21 protein-coding genes and 1 pseudogene are annotated in these 17,646 nt (G+C 64.7%); 7 read left to right on the top strand and 15 right to left on the bottom strand.

Annotation, left to right across the window (positions count from 1 at the left end):
- The first annotated feature begins 87 nt into the window (after nt 1-87).
- The gene (locus ABIB78_RS27675; protein ID WP_429030043.1) at nt 88-1,122 is read left to right on the top strand and encodes an aspartate-semialdehyde dehydrogenase; all 1,035 of its coding nucleotides are present in this window, start codon (nt 88-90) and stop codon (nt 1,120-1,122) included.
- Between the two features lie 27 nt (nt 1,123-1,149).
- Nucleotides 1,150-1,701 (top strand): TIGR00645 family protein, encoded by a 552-nt coding sequence (locus tag ABIB78_RS27670; RefSeq protein ID WP_429030041.1) that lies wholly within the window; start codon nt 1,150-1,152, stop codon nt 1,699-1,701.
- A gap of 7 nt (nt 1,702-1,708) precedes the next feature.
- On the opposite strand, the gene ABIB78_RS27665 is transcribed toward ABIB78_RS27670, so the two are convergent.
- Nucleotides 1,709-2,365: a carbonic anhydrase gene (locus ABIB78_RS27665; protein WP_429030073.1), complete on the bottom strand. Its 657-nt coding sequence runs from the start codon at nt 2,363-2,365 to the stop codon at nt 1,709-1,711.
- A 144-nt stretch (nt 2,366-2,509) separates the two neighbouring features.
- On the opposite strand from ABIB78_RS27665, the gene ABIB78_RS27660 reads away from it, so the two are divergent.
- On the top strand, nt 2,510-3,388 hold the full coding sequence (locus ABIB78_RS27660; RefSeq protein ID WP_429030038.1) for an HpcH/HpaI aldolase/citrate lyase family protein: 879 nt from the start codon (nt 2,510-2,512) through the stop codon (nt 3,386-3,388).
- A 199-nt stretch (nt 3,389-3,587) separates the two neighbouring features.
- On the opposite strand, the gene ABIB78_RS27655 is transcribed toward ABIB78_RS27660, so the two are convergent.
- From ABIB78_RS27655 to ABIB78_RS27645, 3 genes are all read right to left on the bottom strand, one after another.
- Nucleotides 3,588-4,376 (bottom strand): hypothetical protein, encoded by a 789-nt coding sequence (locus ABIB78_RS27655; protein WP_429030036.1) that lies wholly within the window; start codon nt 4,374-4,376, stop codon nt 3,588-3,590.
- Nucleotides 4,377-4,568: 192 nt separating this feature from the next.
- On the bottom strand, nt 4,569-5,171 hold the full coding sequence (gene leuD / locus ABIB78_RS27650) for a 3-isopropylmalate dehydratase small subunit (RefSeq protein WP_429030034.1): 603 nt from the start codon (nt 5,169-5,171) through the stop codon (nt 4,569-4,571).
- 85 nt (nt 5,172-5,256) lie between these two features.
- Nucleotides 5,257-5,655: a metallopeptidase family protein gene (locus ABIB78_RS27645; protein ID WP_429030032.1), complete on the bottom strand. Its 399-nt coding sequence runs from the start codon at nt 5,653-5,655 to the stop codon at nt 5,257-5,259.
- 102 nt (nt 5,656-5,757) lie between these two features.
- Here ABIB78_RS27645 and ABIB78_RS27640 point away from each other — a divergent pair, with 102 nt between their 5' ends.
- Nucleotides 5,758-6,084, top strand: a complete 327-nt coding sequence (locus ABIB78_RS27640) for a hypothetical protein (RefSeq protein WP_429030030.1) — start codon at nt 5,758-5,760, stop codon at nt 6,082-6,084.
- Here ABIB78_RS27640 and ABIB78_RS27635 read toward each other — a convergent pair.
- A complete protein-coding gene (locus ABIB78_RS27635; protein WP_429030027.1) occupies nt 6,081-6,245 on the bottom strand; it encodes a hypothetical protein in 165 nt (54 codons plus the stop codon). The two genes, ABIB78_RS27640 and ABIB78_RS27635, sit on opposite strands and share 4 nt — an antisense overlap.
- Before the next feature lie 319 nt (nt 6,246-6,564).
- Between ABIB78_RS27635 and ABIB78_RS27630 the strand changes: the two genes are divergently transcribed.
- Entirely contained in the window at nt 6,565-6,792 is a 228-nt protein-coding gene (locus tag ABIB78_RS27630) for a hypothetical protein (protein ID WP_429030024.1), read from the top strand.
- A 127-nt stretch (nt 6,793-6,919) separates the two neighbouring features.
- Entirely contained in the window at nt 6,920-7,258 is a 339-nt protein-coding gene (locus tag ABIB78_RS27625; protein WP_429030022.1) for a hypothetical protein, read from the top strand.
- Nucleotides 7,259-7,339: 81 nt separating this feature from the next.
- Here the strand turns inward: ABIB78_RS27625 and ABIB78_RS27620 are convergent.
- The 7 genes and pseudogenes from ABIB78_RS27620 to ABIB78_RS27590 all read right to left on the bottom strand — a co-directional run bounded on the left by ABIB78_RS27620 (nt 7,340) and on the right by ABIB78_RS27590 (nt 13,808).
- Nucleotides 7,340-7,633, bottom strand: a pseudogene (locus tag ABIB78_RS27620) (DUF1330 domain-containing protein).
- A 220-nt stretch (nt 7,634-7,853) separates the two neighbouring features.
- Entirely contained in the window at nt 7,854-8,063 is a 210-nt protein-coding gene (locus ABIB78_RS27615; RefSeq protein ID WP_429030020.1) for a hypothetical protein, read from the bottom strand.
- Nucleotides 8,064-8,269: 206 nt separating this feature from the next.
- The gene (leuC, locus tag ABIB78_RS27610) at nt 8,270-9,676 is read right to left on the bottom strand and encodes a 3-isopropylmalate dehydratase large subunit (RefSeq protein ID WP_429030018.1); all 1,407 of its coding nucleotides are present in this window, start codon (nt 9,674-9,676) and stop codon (nt 8,270-8,272) included.
- A 474-nt stretch (nt 9,677-10,150) separates the two neighbouring features.
- Complete coding sequence (gene rplS / locus ABIB78_RS27605) at nt 10,151-10,534, bottom strand: 50S ribosomal protein L19 (protein WP_044539666.1); 384 nt, start codon at nt 10,532-10,534, stop codon at nt 10,151-10,153.
- Between the two features lie 108 nt (nt 10,535-10,642).
- Nucleotides 10,643-11,404 (bottom strand): tRNA (guanosine(37)-N1)-methyltransferase TrmD, encoded by a 762-nt coding sequence (gene trmD, locus ABIB78_RS27600; protein ID WP_429030016.1) that lies wholly within the window; start codon nt 11,402-11,404, stop codon nt 10,643-10,645.
- Between the two features lie 9 nt (nt 11,405-11,413).
- Entirely contained in the window at nt 11,414-12,496 is a 1,083-nt protein-coding gene (locus tag ABIB78_RS27595) for a zinc-binding dehydrogenase (RefSeq protein WP_429030014.1), read from the bottom strand.
- 100 nt (nt 12,497-12,596) lie between these two features.
- Nucleotides 12,597-13,808, bottom strand: coding sequence for an MFS transporter (locus ABIB78_RS27590; protein ID WP_429030012.1), 1,212 nt, complete (start codon nt 13,806-13,808; stop codon nt 12,597-12,599).
- Nucleotides 13,809-13,979: 171 nt separating this feature from the next.
- On the opposite strand from ABIB78_RS27590, the gene gcvA reads away from it, so the two are divergent.
- Complete coding sequence (gene gcvA / locus ABIB78_RS27585; RefSeq protein ID WP_429030011.1) at nt 13,980-14,891, top strand: transcriptional regulator GcvA; 912 nt, start codon at nt 13,980-13,982, stop codon at nt 14,889-14,891.
- Nucleotides 14,892-14,904: 13 nt separating this feature from the next.
- Here gcvA and rimM read toward each other — a convergent pair whose 3' ends face one another.
- From rimM to ffh, 3 genes are all read right to left on the bottom strand, one after another.
- Nucleotides 14,905-15,426, bottom strand: coding sequence for a ribosome maturation factor RimM (rimM, locus tag ABIB78_RS27580; protein ID WP_429030009.1), 522 nt, complete (start codon nt 15,424-15,426; stop codon nt 14,905-14,907).
- A gap of 17 nt (nt 15,427-15,443) precedes the next feature.
- Entirely contained in the window at nt 15,444-15,776 is a 333-nt protein-coding gene (gene rpsP / locus ABIB78_RS27575) for a 30S ribosomal protein S16 (RefSeq protein WP_029081296.1), read from the bottom strand.
- Between the two features lie 85 nt (nt 15,777-15,861).
- On the bottom strand, nt 15,862-17,409 hold the full coding sequence (gene ffh, locus ABIB78_RS27570; RefSeq protein ID WP_429030008.1) for a signal recognition particle protein: 1,548 nt from the start codon (nt 17,407-17,409) through the stop codon (nt 15,862-15,864).
- Nucleotides 17,410-17,646 lie beyond the last annotated feature (237 nt).

Here is a 17,646-nt window from a genome sequence, read left to right as displayed (position 1 = left end):
CTTGACGGGGTTTCTCGCATAGAAGCGCTGCCTCTTCCCTTTCCGCCGTCAGCGTGGGAACGGGCATTTTTCGTCGGAGAGTGAACGATGGGTTACAAAGTCGCGGTGGTCGGAGCGACCGGCAATGTCGGGCGCGAAATGCTCAACATTCTCGACGAGCGCAAATTCCCCGCCGACGAGGTCGTCGTGCTGGCCTCGCGCCGCAGCGTCGGCGTCGAGGTCTCCTATGGGGATCGCACCCTGAAGGTGAAGGCGCTCGAGCATTATGATTTCTCCGATGTCGACATCTGCCTGATGTCGGCCGGCGGCTCGGTCTCCAAGGAATGGTCGCCAAAGATCGGCGCCGCCGGTGCGGTCGTGATCGACAATTCGTCGGCCTGGCGCATGGACCCGGACGTGCCGCTGATCGTGCCGGAGGTGAACGCGGATGCGGCCGCCGGCTTCACCAAGAAGAACATCATCGCCAACCCGAACTGCTCGACCGCGCAGCTCGTGGTGGCGCTGAAGCCGCTGCACGACAAGGCGACGATCACGCGCGTCGTGGTCTCGACCTATCAATCGGTCTCGGGCGCCGGCAAGGACGCGATGGACGAGCTGTTCTCGCAGACCAAGGCCGTCTACACCAATGACGAGCTGGTCAATAAGAAGTTTCCCAAGCGCATCGCCTTCAACGTCATTCCCCAGATCGACGTCTTCATGGAAGACGGCTTCACCAAGGAAGAGTGGAAGATGATGGCGGAGACCAAGAAGATCCTTGATCCCAAGATCAAGCTGACCGCGACCTGCGTGCGCGTGCCGGTGTTCGTCAGCCACTCGGAGGCCGTGAACGTCGAGTTCGCGAACCCGATCACGGCGGACGAGGCGCGCAACATCCTGCGCAATGCGCCCGGCTGCCTCGTGATCGACAAGCACGAGCCGGGCGGCTATGTCACGCCGTATGAGGCTGCCGGCGAGGACGCGACCTATATCAGCCGCATCCGCGAGGATGCGACCGTGGAGAACGGCCTGTCGTTCTGGTGCGTGTCGGACAATCTGCGCAAGGGTGCCGCGCTGAACGCGATCCAGATCGCCGAAGTCCTGATCAACCGCAAGCTGATCACCGCGAAGAAAAAGGCGGCCTAAAGGCGGGGACCAACGGGGGGCGCAACCATGTCGGAACAGCTGGCTCCCACCCCATCGAGCCCTCCGACGCCGCGCATCATGCGCGGCTTCGAATACGTGCTGTTCAACAGCCGCTGGCTGATGGCGCCGTTCTATGTCGGCCTGGTGGTGGCGCTTGCCGTGCTGCTGCTGAAATTCGGGCGCATGCTCTGGGAGTTCGTCCTGCATGCGTCCGGCTACAAATCGTCGGAAGTTATCCTCGATGCGTTGGCGCTGATCGACGTCACGCTGGTCGCCAATCTCATTCTGATCGTGGTCTTTTCGGGCTACGAGAATTTCGTCTCGCGCATCGACACGTCGGGCAATCCGAACTGGCCGATCTGGATTACCAAGATCGATTTTGCCGGGTTGAAGCAGAAGCTGCTGGCGTCGATCGTCGCGATCTCCGCGATCCACGTGCTGGAAGCATTCCTGAACATCGATGCCGCCTTCGACGCGACGCGGATGACCTGGCTCGTCGCCGTGCACCTGGTGTTCGTGATCTCAGCGCTGTTGCTTGCGCTCTCCGATCGCTGGGGCAATGATCACGGCGAGGCGTAGCCGATAGCTACGCACCGGCCTTCACGGCATCGGCGACGCTGATGAATTCCTTCGCGACCCGGTCGAGCACGAACAGCGAGCCCTCCGCGACGCCGAAATAGGCGCCGTGCAGCTGCATCTCGCCGCGCTCCACGCGTTCGTGCACGAACGGGAAGGTCATCAGGTTCTCGAGCGAGCGGAATACCGCGGCCTTCTCGATGCGGACGACGAAGTCCTGCATGCTTTCATGCTCGCGCTGTTCGACGATTTCACCCGGCTTGATGAACATCTGCATCCATTTGCCGATGAAGTCGCCCGGTGTGAGCGGCTTGATCTTATCGACAAAGGCGCGGATGCCGCCGCACTGGGCGTGGCCGAGTACCACGATGTGCTTCACCTTCAGGACGCTCACCGCGTATTCCAGCGCCGCCGAGACGCCATGGGCTCCGCTGTCCGGCTGATAGACGGGAACCAGATTGGCGACGTTGCGGACCACGAACAATTCGCCCGGGCCGGCGTCGAAGATCACTTCCGGCGAGACACGGGAATCGCTGCAGCCGATCAACATGGTCTCAGGGGACTGACCGCGTTCGGACAGTTCCCGGTAACGCGACTGCTCGGTCGGCAGCCGCTGCGTGGCAAAGGCGTGATAACCATCGATCAATTGCTTCGGAAAGGACTGCATGGCCATTGGCTAATCACATGCTCATGTTCGGAACAAGACTTTCGGCGTCGGGGCTGAAATGATAGGGGCAGGGCTTGAAAGCCGCGGCCGATCAGTGCCTAAGCATTGGACTTTCGCAGAACCAAAGGCCTTGAGGAGATAGCCATGACGCGTCCGCGCCGTAGCCTGTTGTTCATGCCGGGATCGAATGCACGGGCGCTGGAAAAGGCCCGCATACTGCCGGCGGACGGCATCATCCTCGACCTGGAGGATTCCGTTGCCCCCGACGCCAAGGCCGTGGCCCGCGAGCAGATCGCCAAGGCGGTCGCCGCCAAGGGCTTTGGCAAGCGCGAGGTCCTGATCCGTATCAACGCGCTCGACACGCCCTGGTGGGTCGACGATATCGGCATGGCCGGCAAGGCGCAGCCGGACGGGATCCTGGTTCCCAAGATTTCCACCGTCGACGATCTCAACGCCGTCGCCGATCGCTTGAGCGACGTCAACGCCCCTGCCTCGATCCGGGTCTGGGCCATGATCGAGACCGCGCGCGCGGTGCTCGATGCCGACAAGCTTGCCGCGGCATCGAAGGATTCCGAGACCCGGCTCGCCGGCTTCGTGTTCGGGCCGAACGACATTGCGCGTGAGACGCGGATCCGGATGAAGCCGGGCCGCGCGGCGATGATCCCGATGATCACGCATTGCATCCTGGCGACCCGCGCGCACGGGCTCGAAATCCTCGACGGCCCCTATGGTGATATCGGCAATGTCGACGGCTTTGCCGAGGAGTGCGCGCAGGGCCGCGATCTCGGCTTCGACGGCAAGACGCTGATCCACCCGAGCCACATCGATGCTTGCAACGCGATCTTCACGCCGCCCGAGGCCGAGGTCGCCGAGGCCCGCAAGATCATCGCCGCATTCGAAAAGCCGGAAAACGCCGCGCGCGGCGCGATCCAGCTCGACGGCCGCATGGTCGAGCGCCTGCACGCCGAAATGGCCAGGCGCACGATCGCGATCGCGGACGCGATCGCCGCGATGGGACATTAGTTCACCCTCCTCCTCTAGGCAGGGGAATCGCATTTGGCATCAACTGGCCTTTCCACACCGTCATGGCCGGGCTTGTCCCGGCCATCCACGTCTTCCTCCGGGAAGCAAAGACGTGGATGCCCGGCACAAGGCCGGGCATGACGAGTTTGTGGAGGGAGCGCATATGCTGATGGCCTTACCCTGCAGGGGAAGGTGATCATCAGCGCCCAAACTTCTCCGCTGCCCAAGCATAGAGGCTGCCCGGGATCGGCGCCTCCTTGCCGCGTCCCTTCGGCGAGATGTGCAGGCCGACAATTTCGGGATCATCAAGGGTGCGCGAAAAATCCGACGGTTCGAAGAACAGTTTTGGCTCGGCATGTACGGCGTAGAATGATCGCTTCGGAAGCGCGTGCTGCAACTCGCCTTCGCGGCGCGCGAGCGCGGTGAGCGCAGCGGGGCCGTAGATCGCGATACGGATGTCGGCAAGGCGATTGGATTTGCCGCGCAGCCGGCGCATCGCAAAGGTCAGGCGGTGACGCAGCGCCAGCCAGTCCGGCGTCAGCTCGTCCTGCTTCATCAGCGCTTCGAATGCGCGCACGATCGGATCATTGTGCGGCAGATACAGCACGGAGTTGCCGAGCTGCCGCGGCCGCTCCCAGGCGAAATACGGTTTTGCCGGATCGATCTCGGCAGGCTTCAGCAACAGTACATCGGCGTCGAGCCAGAGCCCGGCACGCTGCGTCATCAGCCGCATGCGGAAGAAGTCGCTGAACTGCAGGATGGTCCAGTCGCGCCATGAGCCGTCGCGCTCGGCCGGACGCAGCTTCTCCGCGAACGAATGCGGCAGCACCGATTCGGCCTCGGCATTGCCGACGCCATCGGGCAGCCCGGGAATCGGATCGAAGCTGTAGACGGTGACCTTGTGCCCAGCCGCCACCTGCGAGCGCAGGCAGGTCCGGCGCAGCGTGTCCATTGAGCCGTGCCAGAAGGTGACGATGTCAGGCAGCATGCGCGTGAGCCATCACTGGGTTTGCGAAGAGGCAAACTTGAGCCTTTTTCGAGCGAAGTGGATACCGGTTCGCGTGAAGAAAACGCGTCAAAATTAGAATCTAGAGTTTCGTTCCGATCCGATCGGAACGAAACTCTGGCAAAGAAAAGCCCCGGCGCCTGAAGGCACCGGGGCGTGATGATACGCCGGGTCTCAAGCCCAGGCGCGCTCCTTGAGCTTGGTCTCGTAGGTGTCGATTGACGCCTTCTTCTCCATCGTCAGGCCGATGTCGTCGAGGCCGTTGATCAGGCAGTGCTTGCGGAACGGGTCGATCTCGAACTTCACCTTGCCGCCGTCGGGACCGCGGATCTCCTGATTGGGGAGGTCGATGGTCAGCGTCGCATTGGCGCCACGCTCGGCATCGTCGAACAGCTTGTCGAGGTCCTCCTGCGACACGCGGATCGGCAGGATGCCGTTCTTGAAGCAGTTGTTGTAGAAGATGTCGCCGAACGAGGTCGAGATCACGCAGCGGATGCCGAAGTCGAGCAATGCCCACGGCGCATGCTCGCGGCTCGAGCCGCAGCCGAAATTGTCGCCGGCGACCAGCACCTTCGCGTTGCGATAGGCGGACTGGTTGAGGACGAAATCGGGGTTCTCGCTGCCGTCATCCTTGTAGCGCTGCTCGGAGAAAAGCCCCTTGCCGAGGCCGGTGCGCTTGATGGTCTTGAGGTACTGCTTCGGAATGATCATGTCGGTGTCGACATTGATGATCTTCAGCGGCGCCGCGACGCCTTCCAGCGTGGTGAACTTGTCCATCGTTGCACTTCCCGGTCGAAAATGGGGGATAGGGCCGGATGTTTATCGCGAATGTGACAGCGGTAAAAGGGCCATTTCTGCAAAGCTAGCCCGCATCGGCCTCAATCGCCTCCATATCGGCGTCCGAGAGGCCGAAATGGTGCCCAATCTCATGGATCAGCACGTGGCGGACGATGTGGCCGAGGGTCTCGTCGTGCTCGGCCCAGTAGTCCAGGATCGGCCGGCGGTAGAGCCAGACCAGGTTGGGGAGCCGGGCCACGTCGCCATGGCTCTGCTGCGGCAGGCCGATGCCGTGAAACAGGCCGAGCAGGTCGAATTCGCTTGCGGCCTCCATCTCGTCGAGCACCTCGTCGGTCGGGAAGTCGTCGACACGGATGATCAGGCCCTCGCAGAGGGCCCGGAACGTCTTGGGCAGGCGCTCGAAAATCTCGTGCGCCATGGCCTCCATTTCGGCGAGCGAGGGGGCTTTGGCTGTGGTCCACATGACACTCTTTTAGCGCGAGTGCCGTCGGCGGCGCCAGCGCAGTTGACCTTGGCGGCGCAATGGGAGACCGTGCGGCGCAAGGATGGGTCTCGGGTGGGCGTGATGAATCGGATCGTGGCGGCAGCGCTGTTGGCGGCATCAGTCGGGCTCTTGCTTCCGGCGGGAGAGGCGCAGGCACAGAGCGCGGCGGCCGAAGCGCGCATCGGTCAGGCCGCTCCGGTTGTGCGCGAGCGGGTCGTCGAGCGTCGCCACCTGAGGCGCGTGCCGATCTACCGGTCCCGCCCCGATCATTGGGAGCCGGATGTCATCCCGCGCTACAATCCAGGTCCGAACGCCGTGCGCGATTGCACCGCGACCTACGTCCAGGAGCACCGGCCGAGCGGCACCGTGATCACGCCGCGCATGAACTGCTTCTGGCGGCCGGGCTAGTTGCGCATACGCCGGCGCATCGCGCCGATCATTGCGGCGGCCGCGATCAATCCTGTCGTTCCATAGACCACGATCGCCATCAGCATTTGCGTGAGATGGCTTGCCGTTCCCATGCCGCCGCCCGGTCCTTGCGAGGCGAGCGCGACATCAACTGAAATCATGGAACCGCCGAGCGCTCCTGCGCACGCGCCGAGCGCTGGCCATTTACGCCCGCATTGCTGTGTCATGCGATCTCCTGCGAGAGGCTCCTCATCAGGTACGACCATGGTCTATGCCGGTTTTACACAGCGACACGAAAAATCCTGCGGCTGTGCCGGAACTCGAGCGTGCCAGCAGCATTCATGATCGGTGGCGCAGTCATTCACGTCCCATTCACGTCGTCTACACTCTGCTTGCGATCTGCGTCGCGGCAACGGAGGTCGATTCGAGCGCGAATCGTCTTTGCAAGACGTGACATCCAGGGATCAAGGAGAAGAATCAATGAAGGTAATGAAGGTTCTGGGGCTCGCGGCCGTCGGTGCCGTGCTGGTTTTGGCGGCGCCGGCCGAGCGCGCGAACGCGATGTCGCTGGCTACGCCAGGCACCGCCGCAACGGTTCAGGACAATGCGAACCAGACCGCTACGCAGGTACGCTGGGGCCGTGGATATCACCGTGGCTGGCATCGCGGACATCACCGTGGCTGGGGCCATCGCCACTGGCGCCGCTGATCGCGCGGCGTATCAGCGCAGTTGAGACACAGGCCCGTGAGCAGCGGGCCTGTTGTCGTTCTGAGCCATCAAACCGGCAGATTCGCGCGCGCGAGTTGATGTTCATCGAAATCTGCAGGAGTTGATCATGTTGAGATGGATCGGTGTGGCTGCTGTCGCGGGTACGTTCGCATTGACGGCGCCGCCATCGGCGACGGCTGCGGCATCAGTCAGGCCGCAGGCTGCCGCACAGCAGCGGCAAGCCGGCAAGGCGACCGACTTCAGTGCACAGCGTCATCATCACCATGACCATCGCCACCACTATCACCACGGCTACCGGCCCTATTACCGACCGTACTACCGGCCCTATTCCACCTATCGGCCGTACGGCTCCTATTATTACGGGCGGCCCTATTACTATCGGCCGTATCCGTATGCCGCGCCGGCGCCGTTCACCTTTGGCTTCGGGTTCGGCCCGTTCTGGTGATGCGCCTGACCGCGATACGCGCGGCGCAACGGACGCAACACGCGCGAGCAGCTCCGGTCGACCGGAGCTGCTCAGGCGGCGTCACGAAGCAAAGCCCTTCGCCAGCAGCACGATGCCCTGCGCGCCTGCCTTGCGATCCCTGGATATCTCGACGTACTCCGGCGATTCCGACTAGGCGCGAAATGCGGCTTCGTCACGGAACGACATCAGCACCAGCTTGTCGCGATCCCAGCTGCCTTCGAGGACCGCGGGCTGTTCGTCGGCCGACAGCAGCCGTCCGTTGAACGTCCTGAACACATCGAGGAAGCGCGCCTGATACCGATCATAGGCGGCCCGATCGGTCATCTTCAGTTGCACGATCACGTAGACAGTCACTGCCGTTGCTCCGGATCTGCCGGCCGTGGTGGCACCACCGCCACCACTGGCGGCCGTATGGCTATTGGTGAGGGCTGAAATGACAGCGGGCGCCAAGCGGCGCCCGTTTTGTCAGGCCGCCACGCGGCCTAAACCGAAAAGTGCGAAGCGGTTTTCCGAAAAGATCATGCTCAAACAAGGACTAAAGCGCGATGACGATTCAACCAGACCTCATCGCGCTTTAGTCCCAGTTCTTCAGCTTCCAGGATTTGATCTTCCACGGCGTCAGGTTTTCCATCCGCCATTGCGTCCAGCGGTCCGGCGGCCAGTGGCTGAGGCGCGAGGTCTCCTTCACCTCGGGAAGCGGATCGATGATGCGTGGCCCGGCGCGGCGGCGCTTCTGCCGCGTCGCCTCGCTGATCATGTCGACGAATTCGGGTTTATCGGCCACGACACGTGCTCCTTGCGAAGACTTGCCTTCGCTAGAGCATGATCCGGAAAAGTGGATACCGGTTTTCCGAAAAGATCATGCTCAAACAAAGGGATGAGATCATGATGCGATTCCACGTCATCGCATCATGATCGAGGAGCCAGTGTGCGTGCGCCCCGTTAACGAGCCGTTTCCGAAACGGCTCGAGGTTGAGGCGAAAACTTCGCTTACCGCCAGTCGCGGACGTCGACGAAGTGGCCGGCGATCGCGGCGGCCGCGGCCATCGCGGGCGACACCAGATGGGTGCGGCCCTTGAAGCCCTGGCGGCCCTCGAAGTTGCGGTTCGAGGTCGAGGCGCAGCGCTCTTCCGGCTTCAGCTTGTCCGGGTTCATCGCAAGGCACATCGAGCAGCCCGGCTCGCGCCATTCGAAGCCGGCCTTGATGAAGATCTTGTCGAGGCCTTCGGCTTCCGCCTGCTCCTTCACGATGCCCGAGCCCGGCACGATCATCGCATTGACGTTGGCGTTGACCGTCTTGCCCTCGGCGATCTTCGCCACGGCGCGCAGGTCTTCGATGCGGCCGTTGGTGCAGGAGCCGATGAAGACGCGGTCGAGCTTGATGTCGGTGATCTTCGTCCCGGCGCTCAGGCCCATATATTTCAGCGCGCGATGCTTGGAGAGCCGCTTGGCCTCGTCCGCGATCTTGTCGGGATCGGGCACGAAGCCGGTCACCGAGATGACGTCCTCAGGGCTCGTGCCCCAGGTGACGATCGGCGGCAGCTTGGCGGCGTCCAGGCGGAGCTCGTGGTCGAAATGCGCACCCTCATCGGAGCGCAGCGTCTCCCAGTAGCGCATCGCGGCATCCCAGGCGGCGCCCTTCGGGGCCTTCGGGCGGTCGCGCAGGAAGTCGAACGCTTTCTGGTCGGGCGCAACCAGGCCGGCGCGCGCGCCGCCTTCGATCGACATGTTGCAGACCGTCATGCGGCCTTCCATCGAGAGCGCGCGGATCGCCTCGCCGGCATATTCCAGCACATAGCCGGTGCCGCCGGCGGTGCCGATCTCGCCGATGATCGCCAGGATGATGTCCTTGCCGGTCACGCCGTCGGGCAATTTGCCGTCGACGATCGCGCGCATGTTCTTGGCCTTCTTCTGGATCAGGGTCTGCGTCGCCAGCACGTGCTCGACCTCGGAGGTGCCGATGCCATGCGCGAGCGCGCCGAACGCGCCATGCGTCGAGGTGTGGCTGTCACCGCAGACGATGGTGGTACCGGGCAGCGTAAAGCCCTGCTCCGGGCCGATGACGTGGACGATGCCCTGGCGCTTGTCGAACTCGTTGTAATATTCGATGCCGAATTCCTTGGCGTTGTCGGCCATCACCCGCATCTGCTCGATGCTCTCGGGGTCGGGATTGGGCTTCGAGCGATCGGTGGTCGGGATGTTGTGGTCGACGACGGCGAGCGTCTTTTCGGGCGCGTGCACCTTGCGGCCGGCGGCGCGCAGGCCTTCGAAGGCCTGCGGCGAGGTCACCTCGTGCACCAGATGGCGGTCGATATAGAGCAGGCAGGTGCCATCCTCAGCCTCGTGGACCAGATGGTCGTTCCAGATCTTGTCGTACAGCGTGGTCGGTTTGGACATGAGCTTCAGCTCCAGAGAAATTCAGTGGTGGAATGGCGTGAGCGCGAACAGGCGAAAGCGTCCAGGCAGCGTTACGCTGCGCGTGTAAGCTCAGACGTCGCCGACGTCGCAAAGCGCCCGAAGAAGCGGCCGGGCAGCCGCGAGCGATCGTCGATCACGACGCGCTGGCAGGGCTGGCTTGCTTGATCCGGAACCATTCTAAATTTCTAACACAGGGCCAAGCCCTGCGACAATCAATCGATGCGCGGGGCCCTCTGTCGTCATTGCCGGGCATAGCCGTCCGAAGGACGGCATCGCTTCCGCTCGCCTATGACCCGGCAATCCATCCTTCTTGAGCAAGAAGCTCCTCTTCCTGATGGATGCGCGGGCCAAGCCCGCGCATGACGAGATGAGGCTGACGTCAGATATAGGTATGCCGCAACAAAAAAGCGCGGGGCAGGCCCCGCGCTTTGGTCACAACCCTGTCGGGATGAATTACTCGCCGACCGCAGTCGGGCGGTCCTGCTTCTTCTCAACGATGCGGGCGGACTTGCCGCGCAGATTGCGCAGGTAATAGAGCTTGGCGCGACGCACCTTGCCGCGACGCACCACCTTGATCGAGTCGATCATCGGCGACATCACCGGGAAGACGCGCTCGACGCCTTCGCCGTAGGAAATCTTGCGTACGGTGAAGCTCTCGTTGAGCCCCTGGCCGGAGCGGCCGATGCAGACGCCCTCATAGGCCTGCACGCGGGTACGTTCGCCTTCGACCACCTTCACGTTGACGATGACGGTATCGCCGGGTCCGAATTCCGGGATGTCCTTGGTGGCGGCGAGCTTGTCGAACTGCTCTTTTTCGAGCTGCTGAATGAGGTTCATCGAAATCTCCATCGGCGGCGCGCCCAGCCTGTGCGGGCTGCGCAAACGTCCATCTATCCTGCGCGTGTGCGGATTAGGCCGCCCGTATAAGGCAACGCGCAGGGTTTGTCACCCGTCTGTCGTGTTTTTTGTCCCTCGCCGCGAGGCTTTTTGGCCGGCTTTGCGGGCCCAGAGATCGGGCCGCCGCGCCGCCGTCAGGGCCTCGGACTGGGCCAGCCGCCAGGCCGCCACCTTGGCGTGATCGCCGGAAATCAGGATTTCCGGGATTTGCCGGCCTTCGAACTCCTGCGGACGGGTGTATTGGGGGTATTCTAGTAGTCCTTCGGAAAAACTCTCCTCGGTTCCCGAGGCCTGCTTGCCCATCACCCCCGGCAACAGCCGGACGCAGGCGTCGATCAGCGCCATCGCGGCGATTTCGCCACCTGACAGCACATAATCGCCGATCGAGACCTCCTCGAGGCTCCTCGCCTCGATCACCCGCTGGTCGATGCCCTCGAAGCGGCCGCAGACGATCAGGGGGCCGGGCCCGGCCGCAAGCTCTGCGACCCGGGCCTGGGTCAATGGCCGACCCCGCGGGCTCATCAGCAGGCGCGGGCGGCCAGGCGCGATATCAGCGGCGTCGATCGCCGCCGCCAGCACGTCGGCCCGCAGCACCATGCCCGGACCGCCGCCGGCCGGCGTGTCGTCGACGCTGCGGTGCTTGTCGGTCGCCGACGCCCGGATATCGCGCGTCTCCAGCGTCCAGAGGCCGCCGGCCAGCGCCTTGCCGGCGAGACTGACGCCAAGCGGCCCCGGAAACATGTCCGGGAACAGGGTCAGCACGGTCGCGCGCCATGGGATCGCTTGGGATAGGGTCTCTTGCGATGTCATGGCCTCTGGTTACGGCACCACGGCCGTGAGGTCGAGGCTCTGCATTATCGCTGCTGCGTCCACCGCGCGGCGGAAGTCGGCAAGCCCGAAGGTCGCGACGTTGATCTTACGCAGGTCCAGCAGGCCTTCGGCGGCGAGGCCGGCGAGTTGGCCCGGCGCCGTGCGGTCGTACATGAACTGCCCGACCACCTCCCAGTCGTTGGCCAGCATCTCGCGGAAGGAGAGCTCAAGTGGCACCTCGGCGCTGCCCATCAGCACCATTCGGCCGCCGCGCCTGAGCGCGCGCAGAGCGGACAGCGTGGTCGAGGTGCTCTTGGCGGCACCGAGCAGGTCGAGCGCGACATCGGCGGTGCCGCCGGCGGCGCGGCGGATGATCGGAAGGTCGGCGCCGGCATCGCCGGTGACGACGGCGGGAATGACGCGCGGGCCGAACGCATCGCGCAACTGCTCGAGCGCGGCCTGCTTGCGCCCGACGGCGACGATGCGGCCCGCGCCCATCGCGACCGCGAGCATCACGCCGCCCGAGCCGAAATAGCCGGTCGCGCCGTTGACGATGATGGTCTGCCCGCCGCGCAGGCCGGAGCGTTGCAATCCGCCGAACGGCACGATCAGTTTTGCCAGCCCGATCAACTCGGTCGCCGGCTTGTCCTCGAGAGTGGCAAGTGGCGTGACGCAGGCGGCAGGCCAGTGCGCGATCTCGGCGAACACGCCGTCGCGCCAGCGGGCCTGCAGCGCGAGCGCCTCCGGCGTCGTCACCGTGGCGGTGAGGCCGATCAGGATCTGCGGCGGACCGCGATCCGGCACGTCGCCGCGCAGATGCGGACTGAGGAACACGCGGTCACCGCTTTGCACGTGGGTGACGTTCTCGCCGGTGGCGACGACGCGCGCGATCGCGTTGGTGCCCGGCACGAACGGCATCGGCGGCAGGCTGTAGGGCAGCGCGCCGGACAGCAGCCTGTTTGTATAGGACAGCACCATACCGGCCTCGATCCGGACCACGACACCATCGGGCGCGGGTTTCGGCGTCGCGACATCCTCGAAGCGAAGATCATTGTGGGCGTGCAGCCGCCAGGCCTTGTGCGTGCTTGTCATGGTTGTGCTTTCGGTTGGTCGTCCCCATCGACGCAACGGTCTATGTATTGCGCAGCAGGGGCGGCGCCAGACCGGCGATGCAAAGTTGCTCCGCTTGCCGTCAGGCGCCGGCGCGGCGCGCGCCGGCTTCGTCGGCGAGATGCCGCGCGAGGGCGACTGCAAGCGGGCAGATCGCCAGCGCCGTGAGCGCAGTCGCTGCCGTCGCGAGCGTCGGGCCGAGCGCATCACCGAGCAAGCCGTAGAGCACCGGCGCGATCGCGCCCGATCCGATCGTCCCGGTATAGAACTGTGCGAAGGCGCGCTCGGTCTGATGCGGCGGCGTGAGTTCGGGCACCGTGCCGTAAAGCACCGAGGACGTGCCGTTGAGCATGACGCCGAGCAGCGGCAGCAGCACGATAGCCGGTGCCAGCGGCAACATCAGCACCGCAACGATCAGCGCAGCCGTGCCGCCTTCGGTGATCAGCACGGTGCGCAGCGTGCCGACGCGCGCGCCGAGCCAGCCGCAGGTGAATTTCCCCGCCGCGCCGCCGATGAAGACCAGCGCCAGTGCGAGGCCGTTGGTCGGCAGCGAGGCGCCCTTGTCGCGCAACAGGAACGGCAGGAAGGTGAGAAAACCCATCCTGACCGCGGTGTCGAGAATTCCGATCGCGAGCAGCCAGTAGAAGCCGCCGCCAGCGCTGTCACGGTGCGACGCTGGGGTCGCCTTGTGCTCGGCGCCCTTGCCGACCGGGGGCATCCAGAGCGCGATGCAGACTGCGACCAGCAAGCCTGCGACGGCGAGCACGAGCAGCGTGTGCCGCCATGACATGATCACGAGCAGGATCGAGGTCAGCGCCGGGATCGCGGCCTTGCCGAGATCGCCGGTGAAATTGTAGATGCCGAGCGGCCCCCGTGCCGCTGTGCCATAGGCGCGCGACACCGCGCCCGATGCGATCGGATGCTGCGTGCTCGAGCCCGCACCGGAGAGCGCGAGCGCCAGGCCGAGTCCGATGACGCCGCCGGAGAATCCGGCGAACACGTAGCCCAGCGCGGCCAGCGCCGTGCCTGCGATCAGGATGATCTTGCCGTCGATCCGCTCCGCGATGCGTCCGACCGGTATCTGCAGCCCGGCCATGGCGCCGGCATAGAGCCCGCGCAGCAGCGCCAGCAGCCCGTAGCCCAACGCGAATTCGGCCTGCCAGACCGGCAGCAACACGTAGATCAGGTCAGTGTAGCCGTCGTGGAGGGCATGGTTGAGCCCGGTCACCGTCAGTGTGCGCGTTGCCCAAGGGTGGCCGGAACGGGCCGTGCCGGCACCTGCTGACACGCTCATTGCCGCCCTTCACAACAAGAAAATCTAAAGATTGGAGAGCGGTGCATTTTGGTGTGGTCCTTAAAAGGAACGCCATTCGAGTAGCTTGCGTGGTACTATGCGCCGCCAAAGCGCTTGTCACAAATCAGTAATAATCGGATTATGCGTTAGAAAATCTCGTATTGAGGGATCATGTTCGTCCCACGCCGCAGCCTGCCGCCGCTCAATGCGGTCCGTGCCTTCGAGGCCGCCGCACGGCTCGGCAGCTTCAAGGAAGCCGCTGCCGAGCTCAGCGTGACTCATGGCGCCGTCAGCCAGCAGATCCGCCTGCTCGAGGAATGGCTGGGCGCGCCGTCGCTGTTTCGGCGCTCGGTGCGGCGCGTGGTGCTGACGCCGGCGGGCGCGGCGCTATTGGCGGAGTTCGCGCCCGCGCTCGACCGGATTTCCGCCGCCGTGCAGCAGCATCGCGAGCGGCGCGGCGATGCAACCGTGGCTGTGCTGAGCGTCAATGCGCTCGCGACCTTCAGCCTGCGCTGGCTGCTGCCGCGGATGAGCCGGTTTCGCGCCGAGCATCCGGACATCGAGGTGCGCTTGAGCACGTCGAACGATCCCGTGGATGCGCTACCCGAACCATTCGACGTCGTGATCCGCGGCGGCCCGGACACATTTCACGGCTTTTCATCACGCTTCCTGGTGTCGGAGCGGAGATTGCCGGTGTGCAGTCCGTCGCTGCTTGCGCGATTGCCGCTGCATGAGATCGCGGACCTCTCCCGGCATACGCTGCTGCATGTCACGTCGATGCCGCGGCTGTGGCGCGACTGGCTCACCGAGGCGCGGCAATCCGCGCTGGAGCCGGCGGCCTCGCTGACCTTCGATCATTTCTATCTGACGATACAGGCCGCGCTCGATGGCCTCGGCGTCGCGATGGGGCCGACGGCGCTGATCGCAGACGATCTCGCGGCCGGGCGTCTGGTGACGCCGTTTCCCGCCATCAGCCTGCCGGCGCGGAGCTACTTCGCCTATTTTCCGGCGGGCCGCAGCAATGATCCGCACAGCGCGGTGTTCTGCGACTGGCTCGAGCAGCAGGGCCGGAAGACGGCGTGAAAACGCGTCCTGGTCAGGCGGCCGACGGATCGTCGCCGTCGATTTCCTGCGGCAGGTCGATCACCACGCGCCCGCCGGGGAGATCGACTGATGGCACCACGGCATTGGTGAAGGGCAGCAGCATCGTTGCGCCCTGCGGCGGGGCGATCTCGATGATGTCGCCGGCGCCGAAATTATGGATCGCGATCACTCTGCCGAGCGGCTGCTCTGTCGTCGTCACCGCGGCGAGCCCGATCAGGTCGGTGTGGTAGTATTCGCCGTCGTCGGTTTCCGGCAGCCGGTCGCGCGGAACGTAGAGCTCGAGACCGTTGAGCCGTTCGGCATCATCGCGCCTGGCGACGCCCTTCAACGTCACCACCAGATGGTCCTTGGCCTCGCGCGCATGCGTGACCTCGAACTGGCGCGTGCCGTCCTTGGTCATCAGCGGGCCGTAGTCCTTCACCGCCAGCGGATCTTCGGTGAAGGTCCACAGCCGGACGGCGCCGCGCACACCATGCGCAGCGCCGATGCGGGCGACACAGACCGGTGCAGTCACCGTGGTCGCCGTTCAGCTTACGCCTTGGCGGCGGCTTCGGCCTGCGCCTTGCGCTCCTTGCGCGGCACGGCCTTTTCCGGATTGTTGCGCGCGGTGCGCTTGACGACGCCGGCGGCGTCGAGGAAGCGGGTGACGCGATCCGACGGCTGCGCGCCCTTGGCGAGCCAGGCCTTCACCTTGTCCATGTCGAGCTTCAGGCGCGCCTCGTTGTCCTTCGGCAGCAGCGGGTTGAAATGGCCAAGGCGCTCGATGAAGCGGCCATCGCGCGGGAAACGCGAGTCGGCGACGACGACGTGATAGACCGGACGCTTCTTGGTGCCTGCGCGAGCGAGGCGGATAACAACGGACATCTAGTTCTCCTTCAAAGTACGATGTGTTCGATTGATTGGCATTCCGCGTCGCGCAGGCCGCATGCGAACCGTCGCGACGAATTCCTCATTTCTTCTTGCCCGGGAAACCGCCGAGGCCCGGCAGCGTCGGCTTGCCGCTGAGGCCGGTCAGGCCCGGCACATTCGGCAGGCCGCCGCGCAGCCCGGCGGGCAAATCCTTCGGCAAATTGGGCAGACCGCCGCCGGCGCCACCCTGCATCTTTTCGGCGAGCGCCTTCATCTCCTCGGCCGACGGCGGCTTCATGCCGCCGCCAAAGCCCATCGCCTGCGCGATGCCGGCGAGCGGGCCGCGCTTGCCGGAGCCCATGGCCTTCATCATGTCGGCCATGTTCCGGTGCATCTTCAGGAGCTTGTTGATCTGCTCGACATTCTGGCCGGCGCCTGCGGCGATGCGCTTCTTGCGGCTGGCCTTCAGGATGTCCGGATTCTTGCGCTCCTGCCGCGTCATCGAATCGATGATCGCGACCTGGCGCTTGAGGATCTTGTCGTCGATGCCGGCTGCCGAGATCTGGTTCTTCATCTTGGCGATGCCGGGCATCATGCCCATCAGGCCGCCGATGCCGCCCATATTCGCCATCTGTTGCAGCTGTTCGCGCATGTCGTTGAGGTCGAACTGCCCCTTGCGCATGCGCTCGGCGGTGCGCGCGGCCTTCTCGGCGTCGATATTCGCGGCGGCCTTCTCGACCAGCGAGACGACGTCGCCCATGCCGAGGATACGGCCGGCGATGCGGTTCGGATGGAAGTCTTCCAGCGCGTCGGTCTTTTCGCCGGTACCGAGCAGCTTGATCGGCTTGCCGGTCACCGCGCGCATTGACAGCGCGGCGCCGCCGCGGCCGTCGCCGTCCACTCTTGTCAGCACGATGCCGGTGAGGCCAACGCGCTCGTCGAACGCGCGCGCAAGATTGACCGCGTCCTGGCCGGTGAGGGAGTCCGCGACCAGCAGCACCTCATGCGGGTTGGCGGCGGCTTTGATCTCGGCCGCCTCCTTCATCATGTCTTCGTCGAGCGTGGTGCGGCCGGCGGTGTCGAGCAGCACGACGTCGTAGCCGCCGAGCTTGCCGGCTTCCAGCGCGCGCCTTGCGATCTGCGGCGGCATCTGGCCGGCGACGATCGGCAGCGTCGGAATGTCGAGGTCGCGGCCGAGCACCGCGAGCTGCTCCATCGCCGCCGGACGATAGACGTCGAGCGAGGCCATCAGCACCTTGCGCTTGTCGCGCTGGACCATGCGCCGCGCGAGCTTTGCGGTGGTGGTGGTCTTGCCGGAGCCTTGCAGACCGACCATCATGATCGGCACCGGCGGCACGGAATTGATATCGATGGTCTGGCCGTCGGAGCCGAGCGTGGCGACGAGCTCGTCATGGACGATCTTCACCACCATCTGGCCCGGCGTCACCGACTTGACGACAGTGGCGCCGATCGCCTGTTCGCGGACCCGGTCGATGAAACTGCGGACGACCTCGAGCGCGACGTCGGCTTCGAGCAGCGCACGGCGCACCTCGCGCATCGCGGCATCGACGTCCTTTTCGGTCAGCGCACCGCGCCCCGTCAGACGATCGAGAATACCACCAAGCCGTTCCGACAGATTGTCGAACAATGCCGTTGTCCTTCGTTGCGCCAGTGAGCGCGCGCGTCACCCGTTTCTCGTCATACCCCACGAAAGCGGGGTATCCAGTACGCTGCGGCGTCTCGGTTCAATCCGAGCTACCTCTGGGATACTGGATCACCCGCTTTCGCGGGTGATGACCAGATAGTCTGCCTCGGCACCGCGCCAAGACGGCGTACCCAAGACGATGGTCCAAACACTTTCGCGCCCGAGGGCGCATTGCGCTGT

Origin of the sequence: Bradyrhizobium sp. I1.14.4 (assembly GCF_050435825.1) — a bacterium.
GTDB lineage: Bacteria > Pseudomonadota > Alphaproteobacteria > Rhizobiales > Xanthobacteraceae > Bradyrhizobium.
The sequence above is the reverse complement of the archived record's forward strand: the minus strand, read 5'-3'. Positions and strand labels throughout refer to the sequence as shown.

Bases quoted from the DNA above. Each gene is read 5' to 3' on its own strand.
- ABIB78_RS27675 (WP_429030043.1), top strand. From the start codon at position 88: ATGGGTTACAAAGTCGCGGTGGTCGGAGCGACCGGCAATGTCGGGCGC.
- ABIB78_RS27670 (WP_429030041.1), top strand. From the start codon at position 1,150: ATGTCGGAACAGCTGGCTCCCACCCCATCGAGCCCTCCGACGCCGCGC.
- ABIB78_RS27665 (WP_429030073.1), bottom strand. From the start codon at position 2,365: ATGCAGTCCTTTCCGAAGCAATTGATCGATGGTTATCACGCCTTTGCC.
- ABIB78_RS27660 (WP_429030038.1), top strand. From the start codon at position 2,510: ATGACGCGTCCGCGCCGTAGCCTGTTGTTCATGCCGGGATCGAATGCA.
- ABIB78_RS27655 (WP_429030036.1), bottom strand. From the start codon at position 4,376: ATGCTGCCTGACATCGTCACCTTCTGGCACGGCTCAATGGACACGCTG.
- leuD (WP_429030034.1), bottom strand. From the start codon at position 5,171: ATGGACAAGTTCACCACGCTGGAAGGCGTCGCGGCGCCGCTGAAGATC.
- ABIB78_RS27645 (WP_429030032.1), bottom strand. From the start codon at position 5,655: ATGTGGACCACAGCCAAAGCCCCCTCGCTCGCCGAAATGGAGGCCATG.
- ABIB78_RS27640 (WP_429030030.1), top strand. From the start codon at position 5,758: ATGAATCGGATCGTGGCGGCAGCGCTGTTGGCGGCATCAGTCGGGCTC.
- ABIB78_RS27635 (WP_429030027.1), bottom strand. From the start codon at position 6,245: ATGATTTCAGTTGATGTCGCGCTCGCCTCGCAAGGACCGGGCGGCGGC.
- ABIB78_RS27630 (WP_429030024.1), top strand. From the start codon at position 6,565: ATGAAGGTAATGAAGGTTCTGGGGCTCGCGGCCGTCGGTGCCGTGCTG.
- ABIB78_RS27625 (WP_429030022.1), top strand. From the start codon at position 6,920: ATGTTGAGATGGATCGGTGTGGCTGCTGTCGCGGGTACGTTCGCATTG.
- leuC (WP_429030018.1), bottom strand. From the start codon at position 9,676: ATGTCCAAACCGACCACGCTGTACGACAAGATCTGGAACGACCATCTG.
- rplS (WP_044539666.1), bottom strand. From the start codon at position 10,534: ATGAACCTCATTCAGCAGCTCGAAAAAGAGCAGTTCGACAAGCTCGCC.
- trmD (WP_429030016.1), bottom strand. From the start codon at position 11,404: ATGACATCGCAAGAGACCCTATCCCAAGCGATCCCATGGCGCGCGACC.
- ABIB78_RS27595 (WP_429030014.1), bottom strand. From the start codon at position 12,496: ATGACAAGCACGCACAAGGCCTGGCGGCTGCACGCCCACAATGATCTT.
- ABIB78_RS27590 (WP_429030012.1), bottom strand. From the start codon at position 13,808: ATGAGCGTGTCAGCAGGTGCCGGCACGGCCCGTTCCGGCCACCCTTGG.
- gcvA (WP_429030011.1), top strand. From the start codon at position 13,980: ATGTTCGTCCCACGCCGCAGCCTGCCGCCGCTCAATGCGGTCCGTGCC.
- rpsP (WP_029081296.1), bottom strand. From the start codon at position 15,776: ATGTCCGTTGTTATCCGCCTCGCTCGCGCAGGCACCAAGAAGCGTCCG.